Source organism: Microcoleus sp. CAWBG640, assembly GCF_020883015.1.
Taxonomy (GTDB): domain Bacteria; phylum Cyanobacteriota; class Cyanobacteriia; order Cyanobacteriales; family Microcoleaceae; genus Microcoleus; species Microcoleus anatoxicus.
This window is the reverse complement of sequence record NZ_JAHRFC010000010.1, coordinates 110257-136533: the sequence shown is the minus strand read 5'-3', so window position 1 is coordinate 136533 and position 26277 is coordinate 110257. Positions and strand designations below refer to the sequence as shown.

Annotated in this window: 26 protein-coding genes; 17 read left to right on the top strand and 9 right to left on the bottom strand. The window is 45.4% G+C overall.

The genetic code is table 11. The annotated features are described in order from the left end of the window. Nucleotides 1–113: 113 nt before the first annotated feature. The 6 genes from AAFP11_RS08145 to AAFP11_RS08120 all read right to left on the bottom strand — a co-directional run bounded on the left by AAFP11_RS08145 (nt 114) and on the right by AAFP11_RS08120 (nt 4844). Entirely contained in the window at nt 114–236 is a 123-nt protein-coding gene (locus tag AAFP11_RS08145; protein WP_341736586.1) for a hypothetical protein, read from the bottom strand. A 50-nt stretch (nt 237–286) separates the two neighbouring features. Further along, complete coding sequence (locus tag AAFP11_RS08140) at nt 287–493, bottom strand: hypothetical protein (protein WP_341736585.1); 207 nt, start codon at nt 491–493, stop codon at nt 287–289. Beyond that, entirely contained in the window at nt 429–1928 is a 1500-nt protein-coding gene (locus AAFP11_RS08135; protein ID WP_341736584.1) for a DUF4347 domain-containing protein, read from the bottom strand. The genes AAFP11_RS08140 and AAFP11_RS08135 overlap by 65 nt, the downstream gene beginning before the upstream one ends. A gap of 117 nt (nt 1929–2045) precedes the next feature. Next, complete coding sequence (locus AAFP11_RS08130; RefSeq protein ID WP_341736583.1) at nt 2046–3008, bottom strand: Rpn family recombination-promoting nuclease/putative transposase; 963 nt, start codon at nt 3006–3008, stop codon at nt 2046–2048. 46 nt (nt 3009–3054) lie between these two features. Beyond that, entirely contained in the window at nt 3055–3747 is a 693-nt protein-coding gene (locus AAFP11_RS08125) for a response regulator transcription factor (protein WP_341736582.1), read from the bottom strand. Beyond that, entirely contained in the window at nt 3744–4844 is a 1101-nt protein-coding gene (locus AAFP11_RS08120; protein WP_341736592.1) for a HAMP domain-containing sensor histidine kinase, read from the bottom strand. The genes AAFP11_RS08125 and AAFP11_RS08120 overlap by 4 nt, the downstream gene beginning before the upstream one ends. 254 nt (nt 4845–5098) lie before the next feature. Between AAFP11_RS08120 and kdpA the strand changes: the two genes are divergently transcribed. The 7 genes from kdpA to AAFP11_RS08085 all read left to right on the top strand — a co-directional run bounded on the left by kdpA (nt 5099) and on the right by AAFP11_RS08085 (nt 13768). Further along, the gene (gene kdpA, locus AAFP11_RS08115; RefSeq protein ID WP_341736581.1) at nt 5099–6859 is read left to right on the top strand and encodes a potassium-transporting ATPase subunit KdpA; all 1761 of its coding nucleotides are present in this window, start codon (nt 5099–5101) and stop codon (nt 6857–6859) included. Nucleotides 6860–6934: 75 nt separating this feature from the next. Continuing rightward, nucleotides 6935–9031, top strand: coding sequence for a potassium-transporting ATPase subunit KdpB (gene kdpB, locus AAFP11_RS08110; protein ID WP_341736580.1), 2097 nt, complete (start codon nt 6935–6937; stop codon nt 9029–9031). Between the two features lie 55 nt (nt 9032–9086). Beyond that, nucleotides 9087–9356 (top strand): K(+)-transporting ATPase subunit F, encoded by a 270-nt coding sequence (kdpF, locus tag AAFP11_RS08105; protein WP_341736579.1) that lies wholly within the window; start codon nt 9087–9089, stop codon nt 9354–9356. A gap of 228 nt (nt 9357–9584) precedes the next feature. Then, nucleotides 9585–10208 (top strand): K(+)-transporting ATPase subunit C, encoded by a 624-nt coding sequence (kdpC, locus tag AAFP11_RS08100; RefSeq protein WP_341736578.1) that lies wholly within the window; start codon nt 9585–9587, stop codon nt 10206–10208. Nucleotides 10209–10438: 230 nt separating this feature from the next. Beyond that, nucleotides 10439–11581: a sensor histidine kinase KdpD gene (locus AAFP11_RS08095; protein ID WP_341736577.1), complete on the top strand. Its 1143-nt coding sequence runs from the start codon at nt 10439–10441 to the stop codon at nt 11579–11581. Nucleotides 11582–11709: 128 nt separating this feature from the next. Further along, nucleotides 11710–12948, top strand: a complete 1239-nt coding sequence (locus tag AAFP11_RS08090; protein ID WP_341736576.1) for a sodium:proton antiporter — start codon at nt 11710–11712, stop codon at nt 12946–12948. Nucleotides 12949–13294: 346 nt separating this feature from the next. Continuing rightward, a complete protein-coding gene (locus AAFP11_RS08085) occupies nt 13295–13768 on the top strand; it encodes a hypothetical protein (protein ID WP_341736575.1) in 474 nt (157 codons plus the stop codon). 166 nt (nt 13769–13934) lie between these two features. On the opposite strand, the gene AAFP11_RS08080 is transcribed toward AAFP11_RS08085, so the two are convergent. Together AAFP11_RS08080 and AAFP11_RS08075 are read right to left on the bottom strand one after the other, a co-directional pair. Then, the gene (locus AAFP11_RS08080) at nt 13935–14570 is read right to left on the bottom strand and encodes a class I SAM-dependent methyltransferase (RefSeq protein ID WP_341736574.1); all 636 of its coding nucleotides are present in this window, start codon (nt 14568–14570) and stop codon (nt 13935–13937) included. Nucleotides 14571–14576: 6 nt separating this feature from the next. Next, nucleotides 14577–15038: a cupin domain-containing protein gene (locus tag AAFP11_RS08075; protein ID WP_341736573.1), complete on the bottom strand. Its 462-nt coding sequence runs from the start codon at nt 15036–15038 to the stop codon at nt 14577–14579. Nucleotides 15039–15292: 254 nt separating this feature from the next. On the opposite strand from AAFP11_RS08075, the gene AAFP11_RS08070 reads away from it, so the two are divergent. The 3 genes from AAFP11_RS08070 to AAFP11_RS08060 all read left to right on the top strand — a co-directional run bounded on the left by AAFP11_RS08070 (nt 15293) and on the right by AAFP11_RS08060 (nt 19495). Further along, nucleotides 15293–16744, top strand: coding sequence for a folate/biopterin family MFS transporter (locus AAFP11_RS08070; protein ID WP_341736572.1), 1452 nt, complete (start codon nt 15293–15295; stop codon nt 16742–16744). A gap of 156 nt (nt 16745–16900) precedes the next feature. Next, nucleotides 16901–18388: a carotenoid oxygenase family protein gene (locus AAFP11_RS08065; RefSeq protein WP_341736571.1), complete on the top strand. Its 1488-nt coding sequence runs from the start codon at nt 16901–16903 to the stop codon at nt 18386–18388. A gap of 207 nt (nt 18389–18595) precedes the next feature. Further along, a complete protein-coding gene (locus tag AAFP11_RS08060) occupies nt 18596–19495 on the top strand; it encodes a DUF4436 family protein (protein ID WP_341736570.1) in 900 nt (299 codons plus the stop codon). Between the two features lie 256 nt (nt 19496–19751). Here AAFP11_RS08060 and AAFP11_RS08055 read toward each other — a convergent pair whose 3' ends face one another. After that, nucleotides 19752–20606 carry an SGNH/GDSL hydrolase family protein gene (locus AAFP11_RS08055; RefSeq protein ID WP_341736569.1) on the bottom strand — a complete coding sequence of 285 codons (855 nt, stop codon included), beginning with the start codon at nt 20604–20606 and terminating at the stop codon, nt 19752–19754. A gap of 41 nt (nt 20607–20647) precedes the next feature. Here AAFP11_RS08055 and AAFP11_RS08050 point away from each other — a divergent pair, with 41 nt between their 5' ends. The 7 genes from AAFP11_RS08050 to AAFP11_RS08020 all read left to right on the top strand — a co-directional run bounded on the left by AAFP11_RS08050 (nt 20648) and on the right by AAFP11_RS08020 (nt 26244). After that, entirely contained in the window at nt 20648–20941 is a 294-nt protein-coding gene (locus AAFP11_RS08050) for a nucleotidyltransferase family protein (RefSeq protein ID WP_341736591.1), read from the top strand. Then, nucleotides 20938–21117: a HepT-like ribonuclease domain-containing protein gene (locus tag AAFP11_RS08045; RefSeq protein WP_341736568.1), complete on the top strand. Its 180-nt coding sequence runs from the start codon at nt 20938–20940 to the stop codon at nt 21115–21117. The genes AAFP11_RS08050 and AAFP11_RS08045 overlap by 4 nt, the downstream gene beginning before the upstream one ends. A gap of 185 nt (nt 21118–21302) precedes the next feature. After that, nucleotides 21303–21836: an RDD family protein gene (locus AAFP11_RS08040; RefSeq protein WP_341736567.1), complete on the top strand. Its 534-nt coding sequence runs from the start codon at nt 21303–21305 to the stop codon at nt 21834–21836. A 38-nt stretch (nt 21837–21874) separates the two neighbouring features. After that, nucleotides 21875–22063, top strand: coding sequence for a 50S ribosomal protein L33 (rpmG, locus tag AAFP11_RS08035; protein ID WP_265238844.1), 189 nt, complete (start codon nt 21875–21877; stop codon nt 22061–22063). A 160-nt stretch (nt 22064–22223) separates the two neighbouring features. Then, nucleotides 22224–22439 carry a 30S ribosomal protein S18 gene (gene rpsR / locus AAFP11_RS08030; protein ID WP_006631377.1) on the top strand — a complete coding sequence of 72 codons (216 nt, stop codon included), beginning with the start codon at nt 22224–22226 and terminating at the stop codon, nt 22437–22439. A gap of 176 nt (nt 22440–22615) precedes the next feature. Further along, nucleotides 22616–24622 (top strand): ribonuclease R family protein, encoded by a 2007-nt coding sequence (locus AAFP11_RS08025; RefSeq protein WP_341736566.1) that lies wholly within the window; start codon nt 22616–22618, stop codon nt 24620–24622. A 182-nt stretch (nt 24623–24804) separates the two neighbouring features. After that, on the top strand, nt 24805–26244 hold the full coding sequence (locus AAFP11_RS08020) for a 1-acyl-sn-glycerol-3-phosphate acyltransferase (RefSeq protein ID WP_341736590.1): 1440 nt from the start codon (nt 24805–24807) through the stop codon (nt 26242–26244). Nucleotides 26245–26277 lie beyond the last annotated feature (33 nt).

Below are 26277 nucleotides of genomic sequence, written 5' to 3'. Positions count from 1 at the left end.
ACTCAACTCATCCGGTGATTTGTTGACAATTACTACCTCGCATTCAAATAATACTACAACTTAATAGTTACCCAATCCGGGAAGAATGTCAATAGGTGTCTACCAAAAGTTTTTCAGCCCCCTACCCCGCCGCACAAGGAATCTGCTTCACCGTTAAGGTCGATCGCACTTTCTCCAAAAATAGTATCGTCCCCGGCGCCACCACACACAGTATCAGCACCGCGATCGCCAAACAATAGATCGTCGCCAGTATCACCAACAAGTACATCATTGCCCTTGCCACCGTCTAGGGTGTCAAGTCGGGGTTAAATGGGTCAAAAGTGCCTCCAAACAAGCAGTCGTTACCGTTGTATCCGACCAATGTGTCATTGCCCTTCTCCCCCCAAATCAAGTCATCTTCCTTGCCGCCGATCGCCACATCATCGCCGCTACCCCCGAAAATGAGATCGTTGCCGCCATCGCCGTTGCTTGGGCGTGTAATTGAAGCTGCCATCGGATTTCAGGGCGATCGCCCCGTTAGTCGGGCCTGTGACTAAACTAGCACTCAGCGCGTCGCTATTGGCGTCGGTGTCGTTGCTTAAGACGGATGGAAGTCCGTTGAGAACTTTATCGTGCAGGGTAGTATAGGTGTCAGGATTTGCCACCGGGAAGTTATTAACCGAGATGTTGCCGAGAGTAAAAGTGGCACTTGCTTGATCCGTGTCGTCGCCGAAAAATAAAAAGCTTGGCTGTCTGTAGGGATTGAAGGGTAAAGCTGGCTGGCTGTTTGTTGGATTAAATGCCGTATAGTTCCGCAGCGGCTGATTCGTCAGGCTTGGTATTGCTACACCACCGGCAAACAAGGTGTAAGTGCTGCCTTGAACTACCAGTTTGTAGTCGGTAGCAGTGCTGATGTTAAGATTCGCATTTACCCCGCGAGTGAACAGGGGATTATCTTGCTGCGCAAAAATGCCTCCGTTGGCGCCGAGGTTACGGTTGGTGAAACCGAGTTCAATGCCATTTTGAGCGTCGCTGCTAATGACGATGATGCTGAAACCGGCGCGATCGTCACTATTACTGTTTTCCGCCGTCACTGCAACGTTGAAAGACACGCTATAGCCGTTGGTGCGGCTGAGGGCGGGGAAAGTTGGACTGACTAGAGTAAATGTTCCTGGCGCAGGAGTAGGAGTGTATCGGTAGTTGGTATAGCCTGCATAGCCTGTAGTGTTATTCGCCGCGGTAACGCTAGCAGTATTAATGCCCGTGTTGGGCGAGTACGCACCAACAGGTAGAAGACCACCGAAGCCTGGAAGAGGTACTTGTCCGTAAGCTAATTGAGTACCGGCTGTTGTCCCGATGCCTGGTATAGGTGCTGATGTTGGTGGTAGTGGTGAATAGTTTGTGCCGTCGTAGAGGGTTCGGGGGAAGGCAAATTGATAAGCGGTTCTGGTGGCTGGGTCGATCGCCATTCCAGCAACAATCCTTCCCGTTGTATAATCTAGTTCCCAGTTTCCGCCCTTAGCTGCGCTGCCTACAGGCGTGCTAGAAGCCGCAATTTTTGCCTTGGTTAACAGACTGATTTGCTGCACGAAGTTAGCGCCTTTCTCGCCCGCAGCTACCTCGCACCCGTACAGCAAAATCTCTGCACTCTCTGCCAGCGATCGCCCCCAATACTGCAATTGCTTAGCATAGGTTTTTAAGTTTGTCAAATTAAGAGCGATCGCGCCTAGCTGCAAACTACTAGGGCTACCGTGGGAAATGATATGAATGCTTTTAATATTGCTGCGATTCCGCAACACTTCGGCGATTTGTGATACTCCATCCCTCGCCGCATCGAGGGTAATTACTTCTGTCCCCGGTTCGATACCGTCGCGGAGAGTTTTGCTGTCGGCAACGGCGGAGTCTATAAATGCGATCGAAGTGGAGACTAAACCCATATACTCGGACATAATACACCTGAAGATAGATGAAGATAAGGAAATTTAAGGTGTGTCCAACCTAGCAACTCAGTCGAGCAATGTCATTAGTAAAATTTAGATATCGAGTCTCGATCGAGTTTTTGAGAATTAAACAGAATGTTCTTGCAGCCAAGTCAGCAAATCTGAAATACTCGTAAAATCCAACATTGCTTCTCCTAAATTCTCCAATTCCTCAAGATTTAACTCGCGGATGCGCGTTTGAATATCCGGTGAAATTTCACCAACTAACCGCATCATTTGACGAACTATCAATGCTGCTTTTCCTTGCTGAATGCCTTGTTCAATGCCTTGCTGCATGCCTTGCTGAATGCCTTGCTCAATGCCTTGCTCAATGCCTTGCTGAATGCCTAGATCTATCGCACCTTGTTGATCTTGAATCCAAAACTCTTGATTTTGCAATTCATCTAATTCTTTCTGATTCATATTCGTGTCATTTGCAATTTGAAAAGCCCTTTCAATTTCAGGCACTGTACTCATGGTTTCAGGAACCGTTTCTAGGTTGCTAGTGTTTTTGAGAAAATAAATCCACTTATCTGTCAGCGTTACCAATTCCGACAATTCTTTATTAAATTTCGGCAACTCGATGAAAACCAACTCAATCTCGCTGTCAGGATAATCAAACAGCCGCTGCGTCTCTTTGAAAGCAAACCGCGAAATTACTTCAGATTGACCTGGAAACATTTCAAAATCGGTGATGTTCAAAGCGATAACTTGTCTCAGTCTATAATAACGATCGCCTCGATTTAATTGCAGTGCATAAGTTTTGGCAGCATTGTACAAAACTCGCTTGCCAAATGCAGGCACGTTCAAAACTTGCATTTCGATAATTACAATTCTGCCATCATTGATAGTAGCTTTGACATCTAAGTAACTATCTTTACGACCAAAAATTTGAGCAGATAAATAAGGATCGATGATTTCTAAATCTTCGATAACAGATTCGCCGGCATACAGCATAGCGTTCAAAAAACTAATCAAAATTTCTCGGCTTTCGTTAGAACCGAAAATCTTCTTGAAGGCAAAGTCTATTTTGGGATTAATAAATCTCATAGTTCTGAGTCACAAATGTTTTGTTTACAATTATAAACTGCCACACTTAAAATTGACTGCCTAACAGTTCTTCAGCAACCAATCCTTTTTGAATTGCGAGTACAGCAGCTTGAGTGCGATCGCGCACTTCCAACTTTTGCAAAATCGCATGAACGTGAACCCGCACCGTCCCTGGCGCAATATACAATATTTGAGCAATTTCCTGATTGCTTTTCCCCCCCGCCACTAAAGCTAAAATTTCCTGTTCTCGCTTCGTCAGTGGATTTTCCAAAACTTCCGATTTAGGGCTATTTTTAACAGGTTCAGGATTAGCAAAAACCGCCCTAATTTCCGCAGTGGCGGCTCGATCCCACCAGGAAGCACCCGCCGCTACCGAGCGAATTGCCAACACCAAAGTTTCCGCCGCAATTCCCTTGAGACAATAGCCCTGAGCCCCCGCTGCAATCAATCTTTCAATTAATGATTTTTGAGAATGAGATGTTAAAATTAAAACTGGAATTGCAGGATGCCGCTGTTTAATTTGGCGACAAGCTTCAATGCCACCAATTCCCGGCAAACCGACATCGAGAACCACCACATCCGGTAAGTGTTCCTGAGTCAATTCTACCGCTGTTTCGCCATCTTCGGCTTCCGCAATTACTTGCAAGCAATTTTCTTGATGCAATCGGGTTTGCAGCCCCAACCGAAACAGTTCGTCATCTTCAACTAAGAGAATTCGCAAGGGATAAGCTGGTTTCATTTCTCTGGGATTGCAGGGAGTCGGAATCCAAATAAAGCACCGTGAGGCAATTTATTTTCTGCCCAAATTATACCATCATGGGCGTCAATAATTTGGCGAGATAAGTATAACCCCAATCCCGATCCTTTAGCTTGCCGATCGCCATTTCCTTGATAAAAACGATCGAACAAGTGCGGCAGTTCCTCTGCTGTAATTCCCAACCCGCTATCAATAACTTTCACGATATGATAACTTGAATAAAATTCCATCACCACTTCTACTTTACCACCACGAGGGGAATGGTTGATCCCATTGGTCAATAAATTCACAAAAACGCGCTGAAGTTGCACTGCATCGCCTTTTACCCACAAAGAGCGACGAAAATCTGATTCTCCGTAACTAATATTAATGTAAACTCGACGCGCCGCCGATAAATCGATGAGAGTGGCAATTACTTCTTCTGCTAAAGTTACTAAATTTACGGGAGCAAGCTGTAGTTTTAAACCTTCAGTATCGTTGCGGTAAACATCCAGCATGGTTTCTACTAATTGTAAAGTCATTTTGTGCGATCGCGTCATGGTTTCCAAAACTTTTTGCTGAGTAGAAGTCACATCGCCAAATTTGGCCTGTTTAAAAGCTTTAATAGTCTCGATCGCGCCCAGCATCGGCGTTTTTAAATCATGACTCAAAGTAGACACAAAATCTTCTCGGATGCTAGCTAATTGTTGCTGGGACTGCAATTGCGCTTTGGTAAGGGCGATCGCCTCTTCGTACTGCTGATTGCGATCGCTCAAATAGCCAGTCACTCCCAAAGCCATGACGGCGATCGCCCTATTTGCTACAGTTGCTAGGGCGATCTTTTCTCCATAAGGAAGAACCAAATTTAACAGAGTCAATAGCGCCGCTACCAGGGTAATTTGCAACTTACCCAACCGACTCAGGCGCGAGTTTGCCATTAAAATCGGTCCAGTATACAAATATCCAAATAAATATTCCGAAGGCGTGCTAAATTCTAGTGCTACCACAATGGTAAATAAAATAGCGATCGACCATCGGCCCCGCCAATATTTCTCTCCCAGAGCCAAGTCTTCCTTGATTTTAAATATTTTTTTTAACATCATTAATTCATCCATATTTTATCGGTATATTTCATTTATCTTGACGCAAAAGACCCGCGTTTATATCCAAAATATATCTCTAAGTATAGGTAGTTTAAAAAATCTAAACATTGGTCTACCACTAAAACATATAGCAGTTATACATAATTGGTAAACAGCAACTTATACCTGGGGGTTGATTATCAACCACCCTAACTTCAAGTATATTGATTGTTAAAAGTAGACTGCACTTTTAAGAAAGTATTGACTCCCTTATGATTGAAGGATTAATTCAAATCGCCTTAACGCTAATCATAGTAGTAGCGATCGCCCCGGTTTTTGGCAATTACATGGCACGAGTATACATGGGAGAAGCAACCATCCTCGATCGCGCCGCTAAACCCCTAGAACAACTCATCTATCAAGCTGGCAATATTCGCTCGGCAGATTCAATGACAGGTTGGCAATATGCGCGATCGATATTCTACAGCAATATCGCCATGGGCATATTTGTGTTCCTCATTTTCATGCTTCAAGGATTGCTCCCTTTAAATGCTACAGGCTTAGGTGCACCAACCTGGGATACTGCCCTGCACACAACTATTTCATTCCTCACCAATACCGACCAACAGCATTACTCCGGCGAGACAACATTTACTTACCTATCCCAGTTAACTTTGGGCTTTTTAATGTTCACCTCAGCCGCCACCGGTTTAGCAGTAGGCATTGCCTTTATTCGAGGATTAACAGGTAGACCCCTAGGCAATTTTTACATCGATTTAATTCAATCTATCACCCGTATTCTGCTACCAATTTCTTTAATCCTTGGCTTGCTTCTACTAATTAATGGCGTACCAGAAACCCTAGCAAGTCCGGCAGTTGCCACCACCTTAGAAGGCAGCACCCAAGTAATAGCCCGCGGCCCGGTTGCTCACTTTGAAAGCATCAAACAACTAGGAGAAAACGGCGGCGGATTCTTTGCCATTAACTCGGCTCACCCCTATGAAAATCCCAACCCTTTTACTAACCTGCTGGAAACCATAGCCATGGTTTCGATTCCGGCAGCGCTCATTCATACTTACGGGATATTTGCCAATAACAAAAAACAAGGCTGGCTAATTTTTTGGATGGTTTTTAGCATCTACGTTTTCTTGATTGGCATTGCAGCAGTAGGCGAATTCCAAGGCAATCCTCTCATCAACAAATTACTAGGCTCAGTGCAGCCAAATTTAGAAGGAAAAGAAATTAGATTTGGCTGGGCCCAAACCGCCCTTTGGGCAGTGACTACAACAGGCACAATGTGCGGTGCGGTCAACGGAATGCACGATTCTTTAATGCCTCCCGGCAGTTTTGCTACTTTATTTAACTTGTTTCTCCAAATAGTTTGGGGCGGACAAGGAACGGGTACAGCTTACCTATTTATCTACTTAATCTTGAGCGTATTTCTCACCGGATTAATGGTGGGCAGAACCCCAGAATTTTTAGGCAGAAAGATAGAAAAACCGGAAATAGTTTTAGCCAGCGTTGTGCTGTTAATTCATCCGATCGCTGTTTTAATTCCCGGCGCAATTACCCTCGCATTTACCGACAGCTTGAGCGGCATCAGCAATCCCGGATTTCACGGGATTTCTCAGGTGATGTACGAATATGCTTCGGCCGCCGCCAACAACGGTTCAGGTTTTGAAGGATTGGCAGACTCTCAACCAGCAGCTACCGGAATGTGGTGGAATTTAAGCACCTGTTTTAGTATGCTATTAGGGCGCTATGTTCCGATTGTTGCACTGCTGCTGTTAGCAGACAGCATGACCAACAAACAACCAGTACCAGAAACAACAGGAACTCTCAGAACCGACTCAGTGTTATTCACCAGCGTCACCGCTGGAGTAATCTTAATTCTAGGCGCATTAACATTTTTCCCAGTGCTAGCTTTAGGACCAATTGCCGAAGGATATGAAATTAGCAGTGGCAAATTTGAACCTGCACCGACCACAGTACCCGCAACACCTTTAGCCACACCAACTTCTCCACCTCTGTAGCAAAAAAATGTCAACATCAATCCTCTCTTTCTCTGTGTTCTCTGTGTCCTCTGCGGTTCATTAAAAATCAAAAATATGGCTTCTTCCAATACCACCGATCCTCAGAAAAATTCCCGTTCCAGAGGTGCTCGCGACTCCCGCAGACATACACCCAAAGCAAATACCAAAGGCCTTTACCAAAGAGCATTCAAACAAGCTTTCATCAAGCTAGATCCACGGGTAATGTTGAAAAATCCAGTGATGTTTGTGGTGTGGGTAGGCACAATTGTGACTGGATTATTAACCATCGATCCGACTCTCTTCGGCCCGGTTCCCGGCAAAAATCAAGTCGTTTTCAACGGTTTAGTCACGTTTATTTTGTTCTTTACTTTGGTGTTTGCCAATTTTGCCGAAGCCGTAGCAGAAGGGCGCGGCAAAGCCCAAGCAGACGCACTGCGATCGACCAAAGCCGACACCATCGCCCGCAAACTCTTACCAGACGGTTCATTGCAGGAAGTGAGCTCCACATCCCTCAGACGCGGCGATCAAATTAAAGTAATCGCAGGCGATATCATTCCCGCTGATGGCGAAGTGATCGCGGGTGTCGCCTCTGTAGACGAATCTGCAATCACCGGGGAATCCGCCCCGGTGCTCAAGGAACCGGGTTCGGACATCGCCAGTTCCGTTACGGGCGGGACGCGCATCCTTTCCGACGAACTAACGCTGCGGGTGATGGCCGACCCCGGTAAGGGGTTTTTGGACAGGATGATCGCGCTGGTGGAGGGCGCTGAACGCACGAAAACACCGAATGAGATCGCGCTGACGGTGTTGCTGGCGGTGCTGACTCTGGTGTTTTTGATTGTGGTGTCTACGATTCCGCCGGTGGGAACTTACGTGAAAACTCCGGTGGGTGTGGTGACGCTGATTTCGCTGCTGGTGGCGCTGATTCCAACCACGATCGGCGGTTTGCTGAGTGCGATCGGGATTGCGGGGATGGATCGCGTGGCTCAATTTAACGTCGTAGCGACCTCTGGACGCGCTGTGGAGGCCTGTGGTGACGTGAATACGCTGATTTTGGACAAAACGGGGACAATCACCCTGGGCAACCGTTTAGCTGAGGAGTTCATCCCGGTAAACGGTCACTCGCTGGAGGATGTGGCTGCTGTAGCGCTGGCTGGAAGCGTGTTTGACGAGACACCGGAGGGTAAGTCGATCGTCCGTTTGTCAGAAAAATTGGGCGCTACAGCAACTTTCGATCGCGCTAACGCCACCGGGCTGGAATTTTCGGCAAAAACGCGGATGTCTGGCACGGATTTGCCCGATGGTACGGAGGTTCGCAAGGGTGCGGTGGATGCGGTGAAGGGTTTTGTGCGATCGCGCGGTGGTAACATCGGCCCCGATCTCGATGAAGCTTACGAGCGAGTTTCCCGGCTGGGAGGCACACCTTTGGGAGTTTGTCAAGGCAGCGACATCTACGGCATTATTTATTTAAAAGATGTGATTAAACCGGGAATTCGCGATCGATTTGACCAACTCAGAAAAATGGGCATCCGCACAATTATGCTGACTGGAGACAACCGAATTACAGCATCAGTAATTGCCGACGAAGCCGGCGTTGACGACTTCATCGCCGAAGCAACTCCAGAGGACAAAATCGAAGTAATTCGCAAGCAACAAGCCGAGGGTAAATTAGTAGCAATGACCGGGGACGGCACCAACGACGCACCCGCCCTAGCCCAAGCAAACGTAGGCTTAGCCATGAATTCGGGAACCCAAGCCGCGAAAGAAGCTGCAAACATGGTGGACTTAGATTCCGACCCCACAAAATTGATTGATTTAGTGACAATCGGCAAACAATTACTGATTACACGCGGTGCGCTGACTACATTTTCCCTAGCCAACGATATCGCGAAATATTTTGCCATTATTCCCGCAATGTTTGCCCCCGTTGGCGCTTTGAACGTGATGGGTTTAGCTAGCGGTCAATCGGCAGTATTATCGGCATTAGTTTACAATGCTTTGATTATTCCCGCTTTGATTCCCCTAGCATTAACCGGGGTAAAATTTCGCCCCTTAACGGCAAATCAACTGTTGCAGCGGAACATTTTAATCTACGGATTTGGCGGGGCGATCGCGCCATTTATTGCCATCAAAATTATCGATATTTGCATTGCAGCCGTTGGCTTAGCATAGAACAAGTTCGGCAACTGATAAACAAAGATACTTATTTCCAAAACAAGGAGGATTCATGAAACGTAATAATTGGCTGAATGATGTTTTGCCCACGGATTTTCAAGCAATTATTGAGTTAGCACAAACCCTGTGGCAGCGTCACCCAATCCCGGTGCAGCTATTTCTAGTAATGTGTTTCAATGCCATCATTGCGCCCGCTGTTTATGCAGCTTCTGGCGAAGATTTGACCCGCAAAGCTGTCTGGGGTTTAAGTCTGCTTGGTTTGGTAATTATCGCGCTTTCTATTTACCTGTTGGTGGTTATATTTCAGCCGGAAAGATTTTAGCTGAGTTGCATCTCAATTTTGCCAATATATTCGTAGGGGCGAAGCATAACGGGAGCATCTCGATTTTGCATAGGCGAAGCATGACCGCAGATAAGTTATTGGTTAAAAGGAAAGATTTACTACGGTCATGCTTCGCCCCTACCGATATATTTGCAAATTCGGGATGCTCCCTTTAGCTGAATATCTAAAACCAAAAATTAACTTTTTCACAACACCAAAATCAAAAATATGAGAGAAATAATCAGAGCAATTCGCGTGACTTTAGTCCTGTGGGGAATTACAGCCATTGTTTATCCCTTGATTTTGCTAGCCATCGGTCAAATAGCTTTCAATTCCCAGGCAAATGGTAGCTTAATTACTAAGCAAGGAGTTGTACTTGGCTCCTCATTAATTGGCCAGAATTTTACCTCTGAAAAATATTTTGTGAGCCGTCCCAGTACCACAAATTACAGCACTTTCCCAGATTACGCTCCGACAAAAGCCGAGAATTTAAGTCAAAGAACAGGTGTTTCTGGAGCTAGTAATATCGGTCCCAGCAACTCAGATTTGCTGAAAAGAGGTAATGATAAAGATGGTTTTCAGGGAATTCAATCTGAAATCGATCGTCTCAACAAAGCTGGCATCACACCTACGGCTGATTTAGTGTATACTTCTGGTTCTAGCCTCGACCCTCATCTTAGCGAAGAGGCTGCTAGAGCGCAAGTTCAACGGATAGCAAAAGTGCGATCGCTCAATCCCAATCAAGTCGAAATTCTGATCTCCCAAAATACAGACGGCAGATTTCTCGGCATTTTCGGTGAACCCGGAGTTAATGTCCTCAAGCTCAATCTAGCTTTAGATGCTTTAAAATAGTTATTGGTTATTGGTTATTTGTTGTTTGTTGTTTGTTGTTTGTTATTTGTTATTTGTTATTTGTTATTTGTTATTTGTTATCTGTTGTTTTTAGCAACTGACAACTAGCAACTACCAAATACCAACTAGCAACTGACAACTAGCAACTGACAACTGACAACTAGCAACTAGCAACTGCCAACTACCAACTACCCACTGTCAACTATCAACTGCCAACTAACTATTTAGCTATGATTCACTCTAGCGAACTCGAAAATAACCCCGACGCAGTTTACGCCCAGCCGAATCGCACTTACGATCGCACCCGCCGTCGGGGAAAGCACAAAATCTTTATCGGGATGGCCCCCGGTGTTGGCAAAACTTTCCGAATGCTAGAAGAAGGACACACAATCAAATCAGAAGGCATTGATGTAGTTGTCGGATTGTTAGAAACTCACGGCAGAAAAGAGACAGCAACCAAAGCTGAGGGACTGGAAGTAGTGCCACGAAAACAAATGCTGCGAGGTGAAACAACTCTAACAGAAATGGATACAGAAGCTGTCATCGCCCGCAGCCCTCAATTAGCATTAATCGACGAACTGGCTCATACAAATATTCCCGGTTCTCTCAGAGAAAAGCGGTATCAAGATGTCGAAGAAATCCTGAATGCTGGCATTGATGTTTATTCAACTCTCAACATTCAGCACATAGAAAGTCTCAACGATTTAGTAGCGCGAATTACCGGAGTTGTCGTGCGAGAACGAGTACCCGATCGCATTCTGGAAGAAGCTGACGAAATACTCGTGGTTGATGTGACACCAGAAACCTTAGAAGAAAGGTTACTAGAAGGTAAAATCTATGCTCCCGAAAAAATTGAACAATCTTTAAAAAACTTTTTTCAGCGTCGTCATTTAATTGCATTACGAGAACTAGCATTACGAGAAGTCGCAGACAACGTTGAAGAGGAGGCCGCAACTTTAAAAGGTCAAGCTTGCAACATTCACGAACGAGTTTTAGTATGCGTTTCCACTTATCCAAATTCTTTGCAGCTTCTCCGACGGGGTGGGAGAATTTCTAGTTACATGAATGCACCATTTTATGTTTTATTTGTGGAGAACCCCGATCGCTTTTTAACAAAATCCGAAAGCTTACACATTGAAACGTGCCAGAAACTTTGCCAAGAATTTAACGGGCAATTCCTGCGGGTGCAGAGTCAGAATATAGCCAAAGCAATTTCTGATGTAGCTAAACAGTATCGCATTACTCAAATTGTGATTGGTGAAAGCCAGCAATCCCGCTGGAAGTTGTTGTTGCGGGGTTCTTTGACTCAGCAATTAGTGCGATCGCTCAAACACGTAGATTTGCACATCATCGCTACGGAAAAAAGTCAGTAATAAATAAATAACTAATAATAAATAAATCTAACTTTGGGAAGATAGCAGACTCTAGCGGTTGGCAGATGCGCGGGCAGCTTTTACGTGCCACGATTGCAATTGTTCAACTTGATTAAAGTGCGATCGCTATGGTGGATAATTACATTCTCAACTTGCTAGTTATTGGCATCCTCCTGCTGATTGTCACATTAGGTTCAGGATGGATTTCCCGATTGCCACTGTCTTATGCCTTAATTTACCTGTTAGTTGGCATCGGATTGGGCCCCTACGGTGTCAAACTGATTGAATTGCGCCCTGATGCTCAATTTTTAGAAAGACTCACAGAATTTGTAGTGATTGTTTCTCTCTTCAGTTGCGGCCTAAAAATGAACCGCCCCCTGCAACTTTGGGCTTGGAATTCCACAGCGCGCCTGATCGGTTTTTTAATGCCTATTTCGATTTTTAGTATAGCAGCAGTCGGTCACTTCTTTTTGAATTTAGATTGGGGGGCTGCGATTTTATTAGGAGCAATTCTCGCTCCCACCGATCCAGTTTTAGCCTCCGAAGTTCAGTTAGCACATTTAGACGATCGAGATGAATTGCGCTTTGGTTTAACCTCAGAAGGTGGCTTAAACGATGCTCTCTCTTTTCCCTTTGTTTATTTCGGAATTTATTCCCTAAAAGATGGTAATTGGCCGAACTGGTTTTCGCAGTGGGTAGTAATTGATATAATCTGGGCAGTTGCCGCTGGAATTGTCATGGGCATTTTAGTAGCTAAAGCTGTCACCTGGATCGATAAAAGATTGCAACGCTACAGACCAGCCGATGAATTAATGGAAGATTTCATCGCCCTGAGTACAATTTTGCTCACTTATTCTCTAACCGAAGTAGTCAACGGCTACGGATTTCTGGCAGTTTTTGTATCAGGAATTGTAGTGCAGCGCAGTTACCGCGACCCAGAAAAACCGCTTTCCCAATTGCGATTTACCGAGCGCATTGAAAAGTTAATGGAAGTAGCCACTATTTTACTTTTAGGTTCTTTGTTGCGCCTAAAACCTATGTTGGCTTTTGCAGCAGATACGATGTTAGTGGCGGGATTTTTGTTTTTCTTGATTCGCCCCTTGGGAGCTTGGATCAGTACGATTGGCAGTCCTTTGCACCCCGCCAGTCGCTGGCTGTGCGGTTGGTTTGGCATTCGCGGTGTCGGTTCTATCTATTATCTTACCTATGCTTTTGGGAAAGGTTTAAAAGGCGAACTCGGAGAACAAATTGCCTGGATTACTTTTTCAACGATCGTGATTTCTGTGATTTTGCACGGCATTAGTTCTACGCCGTTAATGAATTGGTACGAGCGACGAATTAAACCTCAAGTACCGGATCTAATTTGATTTATTAGGGTGCGTGACTTTAATAGTCCTGGACGCAAATTTCACACAACAATCGACTTGTAGGGTGCGTCAGGCGAAGTTCTCTAACGGCGATCGGGAATTTCGGGATCTGACGCACCTTACTATATAATCTAATACCATTTCTCTAAAATCGTGCAACAATCTTTGACCCCCCCCTAACCCCCCCTTATAAAGGGGAGGGACAAGACTACTGTTGCATTCTTTTTTAAAATTGGTATAACATTGACTTGTAGGGTGCGTCAGGCGAAGTTCTCTAAGGACACCGAAAGAAAAGAAGATTATAATTTTTTAGATAAATGTAATATAAACGTTCGCCGAGTCAAACATGGATAGATTTGAATTTCAGCTAGCAATGCTGCAAAAAGGAGCAGAGGAACTAGAGAAAAAAATAGCTAACTTCAATACAATTTTGCTTCAATTAAAAACTGCGGCAATTACCATTTGGGTAGCGTTGATTGGTTGGGTGTTTACAAGTAAAATAGATGCGTTGGTTCCCCTAGGATACGTTATAATTTTTGGTTTCTGGTTTTTAGAAGCTACCTACTGGAAGGTGCAATTTTATTACATACAAAGAGCCGATGCAGTTACCCAATTCTTGAATAATGAAAGCGCCTTAGATGAAAGTTTTAATACCCGTTCTATACCGGAAGGTCTTGTTCACCCGCTCGGTTTTTTGAAAACACTTAAAATGCCTTCTTTAGGTCGAGCTATCTGCGCTCCATCAATCTATATTTTTTATACCTTTTTGTTTGTTGTTAATTCGATCGTTTGGTTAATAACTCTTAAAACAGCCCTCTAACTGGGTAAGATCCCAATGTGCGAGCCACCCATACTAAAATCAAACTGTAGGGTGCGTCAGGATAATTTCTAGAACGATTATTGAGGGTTTAAAAATCTGACGCACCTTACTAATTGTGACTATTTCCAATTTTTAAAGCACAGGACAATGCAGTCCTTACCCGCAGCTAAACAGGTTTCACCCCAACTAATAAAGCCAATTCCAGCCACTTCCAATAACAGTCTGCATCGTCAAAACCAATTTCTCTCAACCAGCGCAGTTGCGTTTCCACATCCAGCAATTTATTAGATGGATCGTCTGGCGAATCGCTAATACCCAGCGCTTCTCGAAATTTATGGTGTAAAGCCTCTGTTGCCGACGCTACGTGTTCCAAATTGCAAAAAATGCCTCCGGGTTCCAAAAGCTCGAAAATCTCGGTATAAAGCGAACGTTTGCGATCGTCCTCTACGTGGTGAATTGCAAAACTAGAAACCACCGCATCAAATTTGCCTAAATCCGGCAGAGAATCATCAAGATTATGTTCAATTACTGTCACCTTTGGATCGTCAGCAAAACGAGTTCTGACTTTTTCCAGCATTGTAGCCGAAAAGTCGATCGCCACACATTCAACATCCGGGCGATCGCACTTAAGCAAACCCAACAACCGCCCATCACCCGTACCAATATCCAGAATCCGCCGTACATTTTGCGGAACCTCCCCCAAAAGTACAGCTTCACCTTCCGTGCGGTGGGGGATACTATCAGCTTTAGCAAGATACCACAAAGCGTGTTCCGCAGAACTCCAAAGATTGACTTGACTCATTACTTTTTAATCCTCATAAACTTCGCCATTTTTGCGCGTAAAAATCCAACCATTCCCACTAGCTTGTGCGATTAAGTCATCATCAGGATAATGAGCCGAATCACCAGAAGTGCGATCGCCAATTTCCAGATAAACAACATCAGAATTACTTCGATTGACTAAATGATGCCCATCAGCATCACCCGCCCGAAAACCAGCCGCCATACCCGGTTTTAGCACTTCCTCCCCCGCATTAGAAATCAGAGTAATCTCCCCTTCCAGAACATACACTAACTCATCTTGACGAGAGTGCCAATGTCTCAGAGCAGAACAACTTCCCGGCGCAAGTCTCACCAAATTTACCCCAAAATTCTGCAATCCGGCAGTATCGCCCAAGCGTTTTTTCACCCTGCCCGCCACCGCAGATTGAAATTGCAGGGGATATTTAGAGCCTGTAATATCCGGCACATTGTCAGGATTCACAATCATAAAAATACTCCTTTCAGTATTTGTGACATCTCTTTCTTTTCTTGCTTCGCGTACTTCGCGTCTTCGCGGTTAATTATTCCAAAGGTTTCAAAGGATCTGTTTTCATAATTACAAAACACGCATTAATTCGAGATAAATACAATTTTATACCACTTGCCAGAAGCCCACCACTGTGGCATCCTACCTCCGACAGTTCCCGCAACCCATTAAGAATGTGTTATAAATATTGAGATTCATTAAGAAATATTTCTCAAATGCTCCTTTCCTCCTCCGGTGTCAGCAAACTCAAAGAATCTTTAAAAGAAAAAGTATTCTTTGGGAATGAGCCAACCCCCGAACTCATAGCCATATTACTGATTTACTTCGTCCAAGGTATCCTCGGACTAGCCCGCTTAGCCGTCAGCTTCTTTCTCAAAGACGAACTCGGCATGAGCCCCGCGGAAGTCTCAGCCATGCTGGGCGTCGTCGCCCTACCTTGGATGATCAAACCCCTATTCGGCTTCATGTCGGACGGGTTGCCGATATTTGGCTACCGCAGACGGCCTTACATCGTCCTTTCCGGGCTGTTGGGAACCTCAGCATGGGTGGCGCTAGCCACAATAGTACAGACACCCTTGGCCGCTACAGGGGCGATCGCCCTCAGTGCCCTCTCTCTCGCCGTCAGCGACGTCATCGCAGACTCCCTAGTAGTCGAAAGAGCCCGAAAAGAATCCCTTACCGATGCCGGTTCCCTGCAATCCCTATCCTGGGGCGCATCAGCCCTCGGCGGACTAATCACCGCCTACCTCAGCGGTTCCCTACTCCAAAACTTCTCCACCCACACCATATTTTTAATCACCGCATCTTTCCCGCTCATCGTCTCAGCAACAGCCTGGTTAATTAGCGAAGAAAAAGTCAAAAAAAGAACCGACTTTGAAACAGTAAAAAATAAAGTCAAACAACTGCGACAAGCTGTTAGCCAAAAAACAATTTGGTTGCCAACCGCCTTTCTTTTCCTGTGGCAAGCAACCCCAAGTTCCGACTCCGCCTTCTTCTTTTTCACCACCAACGAATTAGGCTTCCAACCAGAATTTCTCGGCCGCGTGCGCCTAGTTACCAGTCTGGCGGCAATTGTCGGTATCTGGCTGTTTCAGCGCTTCCTCAAAACAATTCCATTTCGAGTAATTTTCGGCTGGTCAACAGTAATTGCCACAGTCTTGGGATTGACAAGTTTAATATTAGTAACTCACGCCAACCGAGCTTTAGGAATAGACGACCAGTGGTTCAGCATCGGAGATAGCCTCATCTTAACAGTAATCGGGCAAATTGCTTATATGCCAGTGCTGGTATTGTGCGCGCGATTGTGTCCCCCCGGCGTAGAAGCAACTTTATTTGCGCTGCTGATGTCCATCACCAATTTAGCCGGACTTTTGTCCTACGAAGGTGGTGCAGTTTTGACTCACTGGTTAGGAATTACCGATCGCAATTTCGACAATCTCTGGCTGCTAGTCCTCATCACCAACCTGTCCACACTTCTACCGCTACCATTCCTAAGTTGGCTACCCGCTGAAAACACAGAAATTGGCCCAAACAATCAAAACACACTGCCATTATTAGAAGCGGAAATGGGAAGCACCAAACCAACAGGACAACATTTCATGCCGGAATATTTTCCCGACTTAGTACCAACAGTAATCTCAGAAAGCCGAACCGCAGATAGTAAATGAAGGAAGAAGGAAGAAGGAAGAAGTCACCCCCCCAGCCCCAGGGCTGTTTCATTCTCAGACAAATCATCGTTTTGTAGGGGTAGTGGATGGTGCGTGCCTACCCTCCCCATCTCTCTGTGGCCTCTGTGGTTAAATCAATAAAAGCTTATTCTACCAATGCAAAACCTAAAAACTTCCGAACTAAAAACAACAGCCAAAACCTCATCATACGATCGCACCGACTGGCAACGCGGCTACGAATCCCAGCGCAACGAATCCGACTACTGGATAGACGAAATAGAAGGTGAAATCCCCCCCGACTTACAAGGTACATTCTTTCGCAACGGGCCGGGTTTGCTAGATATCAACGGCGAACAAATTCACCACCCCTTTGATGGCGATGGGATGGTTTGTGCGATCGCAATTTCCGACGGGCGGGCCTACTTCCGCAACAGATTCATCCACACCGAAGGCTATCTAGCAGAAAAAACAGCCGGAAAAATCCTCCATCGAGGCGTTTTCGGAACCCAGAAACCAGGAGGTTGGCTAAGTAATATATTTGACCTCAAAATCAAAAACATTGCCAATACCAACATCATTTATTGGGGAGACAAACTATTAGCACTTTGGGAAGCAGCAGAACCCTACAGACTAGACCCTTCCACCTTAGAAACCATCGGCTTAGATACCCTAGACGGCATCTTGCAGCCCGGTGAAGCTTTCGCCGCTCACCCCAGAATTGAAAAAGGCAAAAATGGAGCCGGAGACAGACTCATAAACTTTTCTGTCAAACCTGGTTTGTCTAGCGTAATTACCATTTACGAACTCGACGAAAGTGGCAAACTTTTGCAAAAACACGCCCATGCAATACCAGGTTTTGCCTTTCTACACGACATGGTAATTACCCCCAATTACTGTATATTTTTCCAAAATCCCGTCAGCTTCAATCCTATACCTTTCGTGTTAGGAATGCGGAGTGCGGCCCAGTGCATTCAATTTTCATCCAACAAGCCCACGCAAGTAATTTTAATTCCGCGCAACGGCACCGATAAAGTGAAAATATTAGAAACAGAACCATGTTTTGTTTTCCACCACTGCAACGCCTGGGAAGAAGACGGCGAAGTCTTTGTAGACTCAGTATGCTACGAATCATTCCCCAATGTCGAGCCAGATGGCGATTTTCGCGAGATTGATTTCGATAGCATTCCCGCCGGGGAATTGTGGCGGTTCAAGCTGAATTTAGAAGCGGAAACAGTGGAGCATCAAGTAGTTGAAACTCGGTGCTGCGAATTTCCAACTTTACATCCAAATAACGTCGGACAGCCTTACCGATATCTTTACATTGGTGCCGCCGATGCTCCCACCGGCAATGCTCCTCTGCAAGCCATTCTCAAATTTGATTTCCTGACTGGTGAAAGGCAACTTTGGAGTGCGGCACCGCGCGGTTTTGCTGGGGAACCAGTGTTTGTGGCGCGTCCCGATGCTGTTGCTGAGGATGATGGCTGGCTGCTGGTTTTGATGTACGATGCTGCTAATCATCGATCGACCTTAGTAATTTTAGATGCTAGGGATATCGCGAAAGGGCCTGTGGCGCGGTTGCATTTAAAATATCATATTCCCTACGGTTTGCATGGAAGTTTCACATCAAATGTATTTCTTCCTTAAACCATAGGTTAGCAGTCCGCTGGAATCTCAAGGAAAAGTGCGATGTCTGAACAAGACATCGCTAATATTATTACCATCGAACCTGGTAAAAAATCCGGTTTCTGATATAAGATCCTATCTTCATCGTCTTGTATTAAACTCACTCTTCTCTTCCTTCGCGTCCTTAGCGCCTTCGCGGTTAAATCATTCCGAATTATTATCTAATTCATGCAAATTGTCAACCACAATAACCTCAAAAAAATACTTATTTTAATTTGCAATCTCATCCTAATTTTTGCAATTACTTTATCTATTTACTCTCCAGTAGCTCATGCTCAAGAACCTTACAGCCCAAATCCAGAAAGCTCTGCGGCTCCCAAAGGCTTAGTAGAGGTGACAATGACTGCGATCGGAGTAGATACCGTAAAAAACGAATTAGAAACACGCTTAGAATTTGAACTAAAAGGCATTTACAAAAAAGGGCCTACCTATCCAGCTCAAGATTTGTTAATGACAGTTAACGGTGCAAATATAGAAGATTCAGAGATTACTTTCAAAGCAGGTAAACCGATGATTTTTCCGGCTTTAAAGTTCAATTTAGTCAAGGGTAAAATTAACAATTATCCCTTTGACAGGCACATTGCTAAAGTAGCTATTTCCATCGATCCGCTGCCTTCGATTCGGAAAAAATTTGCCCCTTTTGAACTCAACCCCGTACCGCTGCTATTTAAGTTCAATGCCGATGTTCCCGGTTTTGACATCACATACAAGCCTCTGGAAGAAAATTCATCTATCTTTATTTATATCGATGTCCGCATAACTCGATCGCTCCCGGTAAAATTTTTTGCTTTAACCATTATCGTGATTATGTGGGTGCTATCAACTATGGCACTGCTGCTGGCATTGAAAGTGATGAAATCGGGTAAGTTACCGGAAATTGGAATGCTGAGTTGGACGGCTGTGATGTTGTTTGCTTTTCCGGCTATTCGTAACGCTCAGCCGGGAGTGCCTCCCGTGGGAACTGCCAGTGATTTCTTATCGTTTTTTTGGACGGAAATTATTGTAGTCGTGGCTTTGGTGATTATTGGTAGTTGTTGGTTGAAACGGTATCATCCACCAATTGAATAATCGAGCGATAAGTAGAAGGAAGAAGGAAGAAGGAAGAAGGAAGAAGGAAGAAGGAAGAAGGAAGAAGGAAGAAGGAAGAAGGAAGAAGGAAGAAGGAAGAAGGAAGAAGGAAGAAGTCACCCCCCCTGCCCCCCCCCAAGGGGGGAAATTCAGTTGGGTGGGGCGGGTTTATGAGATTATGGGTTTTAGGCAATTATTGTTGGTAAAACCCGCCCCTACCAAACTTATGTTTACTGAGGCACAGACTCTCGGCAATTCAATTCTTGATTTCCAAATTTTCAATATCTTTTGTTGGTATTCCCAAGCCTCGCAAAATACTAAAAGCCATGATTCGATACCCCGATGGATTTGGGTGTACTCCGTCTGCTGCTAACAAATTTAGAGTTTTGCCAGCGTGTCTTTGAAAAGTGCCTATCACTTCTCGAAAAGGTTTATTTAAATCAATAAATAAGCATTGATTCTGTAAAGCAATTTCTCGCATGGCGATAATATATTCTTGTAAACGCTGGTTTTCTGGACCGTCGAGAACTTCACGGATGGGAGTAGGAGAAAGTAGCGCCACTCGAATTCCTGCTGCTTTGGCTGCTTCCACCATTTGGGTTAATTTTTGTTGGTATTCTGCTAAAGTTACTCCTGTGGTTAAGTTTCCTTGGGGATGAAATTGATGGTTTTGGAAGTCAAAGAATGCGTGCCAAACGTCGTTGACTCCAACGTTAATCATGACTAAATCTGGTTTTTTGTCAATGACATCTTGCTGGAAACGTGCTTGCATATCTGTGGCTTTGTTCCCGGAGATGCCGACGTTGATGATTTCGATCGCGCAATCGGGATACAGACCATTTAGATAGCGTTGCAGTAGCCAAACGTAACCTCCGGGGTATTTGCCGGCTTCTGTGATGCTGTCGCCAATGGTGACAATTCTGCGCTTGCCGGCGAGGATGTTCTCGATTTCTGGCGGTAGACTAGCTATTGATGGGGATTCTGGAAACATGGGAATTAAGGAGTGAGGAATGTTGATAAAAATCAAAGCAGCAATGACTGCGGTGGCAAATCTGATGACTATTTGCTTTAATGGATATTTGGGGCGTGGCGATCGCACTTTTGGAGACATTACGCAGTTTATATTAAATTCATGCTTGAGGAAATTGTATGATGAAACTACAACAGTTATTACAGTCCAAGCGCGAGGATATTCTGGCGGTGGCGCTGCGACATGGGGCCTTTAATGTGCGGGTGTTCGGTTCGGTGGCGCGGGGTGAGGAGACTGAGAGTAGCGATATCGATCTGTTGGTGGATTATGATTTACAGAAAATTTCGCCTTGGTTTCCTGTGCGGTTAATTCGAGATTTGGAGGATTTATTAAGTCGGAAGGTGGATGTGGTGACGGAGAAGGGGCTAAAGGATCGAATTCGCGATCGGGTTTTGCAGGATTGTATTTTGTTATGAGAAGTGATACTGAACGACTCAAGGATATTTATGAGGCGATCGCAAAAATTGAAAAATACAGTGTCAGGGGAAAGCAGAATTTTTTAGATGATGAGTTGGTACAGACTTGGGTTTTATTCAATCTACAAACTATTGGTGAGGCGGTAAGGTCGATGTCTGAGGATATGTGGATTTAATCGGTCTTTTAGGAAGATTACAAAGAAAAATCCACTTTCTAAAGATGAGGAATTATTAGAAATGGTGATTCTCTTGGTTGATATTGGAAGCCATGATGACGTTTATTAAAGGGTGCAATAAATTCTGAAGTTTCAGCTATGATATAAACAGGACTTACGCACTTTAAAGTAATTCTTTTTTGCCCATGAGTTCCGATCTAGTTCCTCTCCTGCCCAAAGTCACAATCGGCCGTCGCGCCGCTGCTTTCTGCATTGATGCGATCGCCGTTGGGCTACCCAGTTTGCTTCTTGGTACAAATCCGATCGTCCAAATCATCTTTTTTGTTATAATCTGGCTGATCTTGCGAGTACCCATCGTCAGGAAAAATAAAGGCCAAAGTCTCGGCCGCTGGGCTTTGGACATGAAAATTGTCGATCCCAGACTCGATCGCACTCCCGGCCTCCAAGAACTGTGCAAACGCGAGGCTGTGCTTGGTGGCTGTGCAGCCCTAGCCTTCCTAGGTATAGGGGGACTCACATCCACCAATGCCGCCGTTTTGTTACTCCTATTACCCCTGGCGATCGACTGTAGCGTTGCTTTCACCGACACCGCCCGGTTTCCCCAGGCATTTCACGATCGCCTCGGTGGTACGATCGTCGTCGGCACCCGCCGTGGCTACTCCCTAGACATCAAAGTCAAAAGATTGCTTGACCAAGTGCACAGCAATGTGAGAAGATAATAAATTGTGTTTAAATTAGTCGAAATTTATTTAGAATTATGGCTAAAGGCGTCCGCATCATAATTACTCTAGAGTGTACTGAGTGCCGAACTAATGCCAGCAAACGCTCAAAAGGCGTTTCTCGGTACACCACGACCAAAAACCGTCGGAACACGACGGCCAGACTAGAACTCAAAAAGTTCTGCCCCCATTGCAACAAGCATACTGGTCACAAAGAGATCAAGTAATCAGTGGTCAGTGGTCAGTGGTCAGTAGTCAGTGGTTATTTGTTATTTGTTATTTGTGAGGGTCTACCGATTACCAATTACCAATTACCAATTACCAATTACCGATTACCGATTACCGATTACCAATTACCAATTACCAATTACCAATTACCAAAGAACCATGACTTACTTTCGCCGGCGTGTATCGCCAATTAAACCAGGAGATCCGATCGACTACAAAGATGTCGATTTACTCAAAAAATACGTCACCGAACGGGGTAAAATCCTGCCTCGGCGGATTACAGGCTTGACAGCCAAACAACAACGAGACCTGACCAGAAGCATCAAACGAGCCAGAATTGTAGCTTTGATGCCCTTCGTCAACCAAGAAGGTTAATCGGATTTTGGATTTAAGATTTTAGATTTTGGACGGTCATAAAAACTAGGCAAAAGTAACGTTTTTTACGTGATTTAACCAGAAAAAATACAATTCTCCAAAATCTAAAATCCCCAAGTCGAAACCAGACAAGTAGCCCATGTAAAAATCTAAAATATAAATTATATAACTGGCAAGTGGAGAAGGGAACCTTAGTAGAATTTAGACTGCACGGCGACCGCCGTCTAGCCGTTGCCGATCGCCCAGACGGCAAAAAAAACTGGGTGGTGGTAGACGAAAACGGTCAACCGCACAGCATACCGCCGAAACAAATCACCTACGAAATTGCCGGAGAAACCTACAAACCCTCGGACATCCCAAAATTTCATCAAGAAGTAGAAGTTTACTCAGATCCATCCAGTCTCGAAGTAGCTTGGGAACTGCTAGTAGGGGACGGAGAAGCCGCGGACCCGGAATCCTTAGCAATGCTACTCTTTTCCGAAAAAACCCCTGCTCAGTGTTACGCAGCTTACTCTTTGTTGTCCACAGATAAATTGTATTTCAAGCAAAAGGGCGATCGCTACGAACCGCGTTCCGCAGCCCAAGTAGCAGAAATCAAACACCAGCAAGAAGTAGAACAGCAACGACATCAAGAAGCCCAAGGATTTTGGGATCGAGTCAAGCAGCGACTGGTCGGGGAAAGTGTAGACTGGGCAAATAGCGATCGCCATCGCCTCGATGCCCTAGAAAGATTTGCCACCCTGGGAGAAGAAGCAACACACCGCACCCCAGCCCTAGAAACATTAGCCAGCCTAGAACGTCCCGAAACACCGGAAGCAGCCTTTCAACTATTAGTCGATCTCGGCCTGTGGAGTCACCACGAAAACCTGTTTTTGCGGCGTAGCCAAATTCCCCTACACTTACCTGCCAAGGTGTTAGAAGAAGCTCAACGCTGCCTAGAAAATCTCCCAAGCGATGCCGACACCAGTCGTCTCGATTTAACTCACCTCAAGGTTTACACCATCGACGATGAAAGCACTACAGAAATAGACGACGGACTCAGCTTAGAATTCCTGGAAAACGGCCAGCAGCGCCTGTGGATACACATCGCCGATCCCACCCGCTTACTCTCCCCCGGAGACGAACTCGACCTCGAAGCCAGGAAGCGCACCACGACAGTTTATCTTCCCACAGGGATGATACCCATGTTTCCCCCAGAGTTGGCAACCGGGCCAATGAGCTTAATTCAAGGTAAAGAGTGCAGCGCTCTCAGCTTCAGCGTGATCTTAGATGAAACCGGTGCAGCCCAAGACTACAGCATTCACATCAGCACGGTGAAACCTACCTACCGCTTAACCTACGATGAGGTAGACGAGATGCTGGAGTTGGGAATCCCAGCAGAACCGGAAATAGCTGCACTAGCAGAAGCGGCAAAACTGCGGCAAAAATGGAGGGAAACCCAAGGTGCAATCAGCATTTTCATGCCCGAATCGGTCATCAAAGTCAAAGGCGAGGACATCAACATTTATGTCATCGATGACTCCACCGCCCGATTGCTAGTAGCTGAAATGATGATCCTCGCCGGCGAAGTGGCCGCCCGCTACGGTCAAACTCACGGCCTAGCCATACCCTATCGCCATCAGCCCCAGCCAGAACTCCCACCAGAGGAAGAACTTTTAGCTGTGCCGGCAGGCCCCGCCCGTGCTTGTGCTGTGCGCCGCTGTATGCCCCGCAGCGAAATGAATCTCACCCCTGGAAGACACTCTAGTTTGGGTTTGGAAGCATACACTCAAGTTACTTCTCCCATCCGTCGTTATACCGATTTACTGACTCATTTCCAAATTAAAGCTCATCTGCGGGGCGAACCCCAGCCTTTTTCTGCTGAAGAAATGCAGGACATTGTGATGTGTCTGGGTACAGCAGTCAGAGAAGCTTCTAGTGTTGAACGCCAAACCAATCGCTATTGGGGATTGGAATATTTGCGGCGCAACCCAGATCAAGTCTGGGAAGCTTTAATGTTGCGCTGGCTGAGGGAAGATAGCAATCTGGGATTGATTTTGTTGGAAGAGTTGGGTTTAGAATTAGCTATGCGCTTTGGTCGATCGGTCGAAATAGGCGATCGATTTGAAGTTAAAGTCACTCATTGCGATCCGCGATCGGATGTAATTCAATTCCAAGAAGTAATTCTGCAAGCAGCGCCCTAGGATTTGGAGTTTGGGATTTGGGCGGCGTAAAACAGTAGAAATTTCCATCGGATGAAGGGACGACTATAGCGTAAAAAACCTATTTTCTTTAGTTCTTCTGCGTAAGTCCTGATAGAGTAGGAAGTTAGTCAAAATTGCTACTGCTGACAGCAGCCGAGAAATCTCCCATCTCCAATCCCCAAATGCCGAATTCAATTAGCCAAGTTCAGCCACCCCTGGAATTTATCCCCCCAGCGTACAACCCCCTAATCGTCCAAGGCTGCCAACAAATACTCCCCTGGTGGCTGCGATTTCGGACAAATATTAGCGACTTTCAAGCGGAAAATGTCGAAACCCTCGCCGAACTGTTTCACCAATTTCAAAATCAAAAAGTTCGCTTCTTACTAGCCTTCCGCCACCCCAACTCAAACGATCCCTACTGTTTGGGACAATTGGTGTGGAAACTCGTACCCCAAGTGGCGCGCCAACAAGGGATTCCCCTGAAATTTCCCGTACATTCCCACTTTATCTACGATCGCGGAATTCCTCTGTGGGCTGGTTCGGGTGTCGGTTGGCTATACTCTCGGCTCGGTGGAACTCCCATCGTTCGCGGTAAGATCGATCGAGCTGGATTGCGATCGGCGCGCGATTTATTTGCTAACAGCCAATTTCCCATCGCCGCCGCTCCCGAAGGCGCCACCAACGGTCACAATGAAATAGTTAGCCCCCTCGAACCCGGTATTGCTCAAATGGGATTCTGGTGCGTTGAAGATTTACGAAAAGCCGGACGCCCGGAAAAAGTGGTAATTGTACCACTTGGTATTCAATACCGCTATGTCCAGCCACCTTGGGAACAACTAGAAAAACTTTTAACTCAGTTAGAAAATGATTGCGGATTAACAGCATTAGATAGTAACACTTTTGCCAATTTAGAGACGAATCATCCGAATTCCGAAATTCACCATCACAAATTTCAATATTTACGACTAATTCGATTGGGAAGTTATTTATTGTCAGTAATGGAACAGTTTTATCGGAGATTTTATCATCAAGATTTACCCCCACATCCCGATAAATCAATATCAGAACTGATGACGGAAATCACCAATAATGATTTGGACAATGAAGTGATTATCTCTAGATTAAAATCACTTTTAGATGTGGCTTTACAAGTGGCAGAACAGTATTTTAACTTGAAGCCAAAAGGCAGTTTGATCGACAGATGCCGCCGATTGGAACAAGCAGGATGGGACTATATTTATCGAGAAGATATCAAAGATATTGCAGCACTTTGTCCCTTAGAAAGAGGATTAGCCGATCGCCTAGCCGAAGAAGCCAGTCTCCGAATGTGGCACATGAGACTGGTAGAAAGCTTCGTGTCCGTTACGGGCAAATATGTACAAGAACAACTGACGGCAGAACGCCTCGCCGAAACAACTTTACTACTGTCCGACGTACTGGCTCGCATCAAAGGGGGAAATCCTTTCGGGCGACCGCATTTGGGGAAACAGCAAGTAACAATGACCGTGGGCGAACCGATATCCGTGGACGATCGCTGGGAGGGATATCAAACCAGTCGCAGAATAGCAGTTGCCGAACTCACTCAAGACTTGCAAGTAGCTTTAGAAGGGCTAATTCATTAGTCATTAGTCGTTAGTCAGTAGCGGTGCCGGCTC

Bases quoted from the DNA above. Each gene is read 5' to 3' on its own strand.
- AAFP11_RS08140 (WP_341736585.1), bottom strand. From the start codon at position 493: ATGGCAGCTTCAATTACACGCCCAAGCAACGGCGATGGCGGCAACGAT.
- AAFP11_RS08135 (WP_341736584.1), bottom strand. From the start codon at position 1,928: ATGTCCGAGTATATGGGTTTAGTCTCCACTTCGATCGCATTTATAGAC.
- AAFP11_RS08130 (WP_341736583.1), bottom strand. From the start codon at position 3,008: ATGAGATTTATTAATCCCAAAATAGACTTTGCCTTCAAGAAGATTTTC.
- AAFP11_RS08125 (WP_341736582.1), bottom strand. From the start codon at position 3,747: ATGAAACCAGCTTATCCCTTGCGAATTCTCTTAGTTGAAGATGACGAA.
- AAFP11_RS08120 (WP_341736592.1), bottom strand. From the start codon at position 4,844: ATGTTAAAAAAAATATTTAAAATCAAGGAAGACTTGGCTCTGGGAGAG.
- kdpA (WP_341736581.1), top strand. From the start codon at position 5,099: ATGATTGAAGGATTAATTCAAATCGCCTTAACGCTAATCATAGTAGTA.
- kdpB (WP_341736580.1), top strand. From the start codon at position 6,935: ATGGCTTCTTCCAATACCACCGATCCTCAGAAAAATTCCCGTTCCAGA.
- kdpF (WP_341736579.1), top strand. From the start codon at position 9,087: ATGAAACGTAATAATTGGCTGAATGATGTTTTGCCCACGGATTTTCAA.
- kdpC (WP_341736578.1), top strand. From the start codon at position 9,585: ATGAGAGAAATAATCAGAGCAATTCGCGTGACTTTAGTCCTGTGGGGA.
- AAFP11_RS08095 (WP_341736577.1), top strand. From the start codon at position 10,439: ATGATTCACTCTAGCGAACTCGAAAATAACCCCGACGCAGTTTACGCC.
- AAFP11_RS08090 (WP_341736576.1), top strand. From the start codon at position 11,710: ATGGTGGATAATTACATTCTCAACTTGCTAGTTATTGGCATCCTCCTG.
- AAFP11_RS08085 (WP_341736575.1), top strand. From the start codon at position 13,295: ATGGATAGATTTGAATTTCAGCTAGCAATGCTGCAAAAAGGAGCAGAG.
- AAFP11_RS08080 (WP_341736574.1), bottom strand. From the start codon at position 14,570: ATGAGTCAAGTCAATCTTTGGAGTTCTGCGGAACACGCTTTGTGGTAT.
- AAFP11_RS08075 (WP_341736573.1), bottom strand. From the start codon at position 15,038: ATGATTGTGAATCCTGACAATGTGCCGGATATTACAGGCTCTAAATAT.
- AAFP11_RS08070 (WP_341736572.1), top strand. From the start codon at position 15,293: ATGCTCCTTTCCTCCTCCGGTGTCAGCAAACTCAAAGAATCTTTAAAA.
- AAFP11_RS08065 (WP_341736571.1), top strand. From the start codon at position 16,901: ATGCAAAACCTAAAAACTTCCGAACTAAAAACAACAGCCAAAACCTCA.
- AAFP11_RS08060 (WP_341736570.1), top strand. From the start codon at position 18,596: ATGCAAATTGTCAACCACAATAACCTCAAAAAAATACTTATTTTAATT.
- AAFP11_RS08055 (WP_341736569.1), bottom strand. From the start codon at position 20,606: ATGTCTCCAAAAGTGCGATCGCCACGCCCCAAATATCCATTAAAGCAA.
- AAFP11_RS08050 (WP_341736591.1), top strand. From the start codon at position 20,648: ATGAAACTACAACAGTTATTACAGTCCAAGCGCGAGGATATTCTGGCG.
- AAFP11_RS08045 (WP_341736568.1), top strand. From the start codon at position 20,938: ATGAGAAGTGATACTGAACGACTCAAGGATATTTATGAGGCGATCGCA.
- AAFP11_RS08040 (WP_341736567.1), top strand. From the start codon at position 21,303: ATGAGTTCCGATCTAGTTCCTCTCCTGCCCAAAGTCACAATCGGCCGT.
- rpmG (WP_265238844.1), top strand. From the start codon at position 21,875: ATGGCTAAAGGCGTCCGCATCATAATTACTCTAGAGTGTACTGAGTGC.
- rpsR (WP_006631377.1), top strand. From the start codon at position 22,224: ATGACTTACTTTCGCCGGCGTGTATCGCCAATTAAACCAGGAGATCCG.
- AAFP11_RS08020 (WP_341736590.1), top strand. From the start codon at position 24,805: ATGCCGAATTCAATTAGCCAAGTTCAGCCACCCCTGGAATTTATCCCC.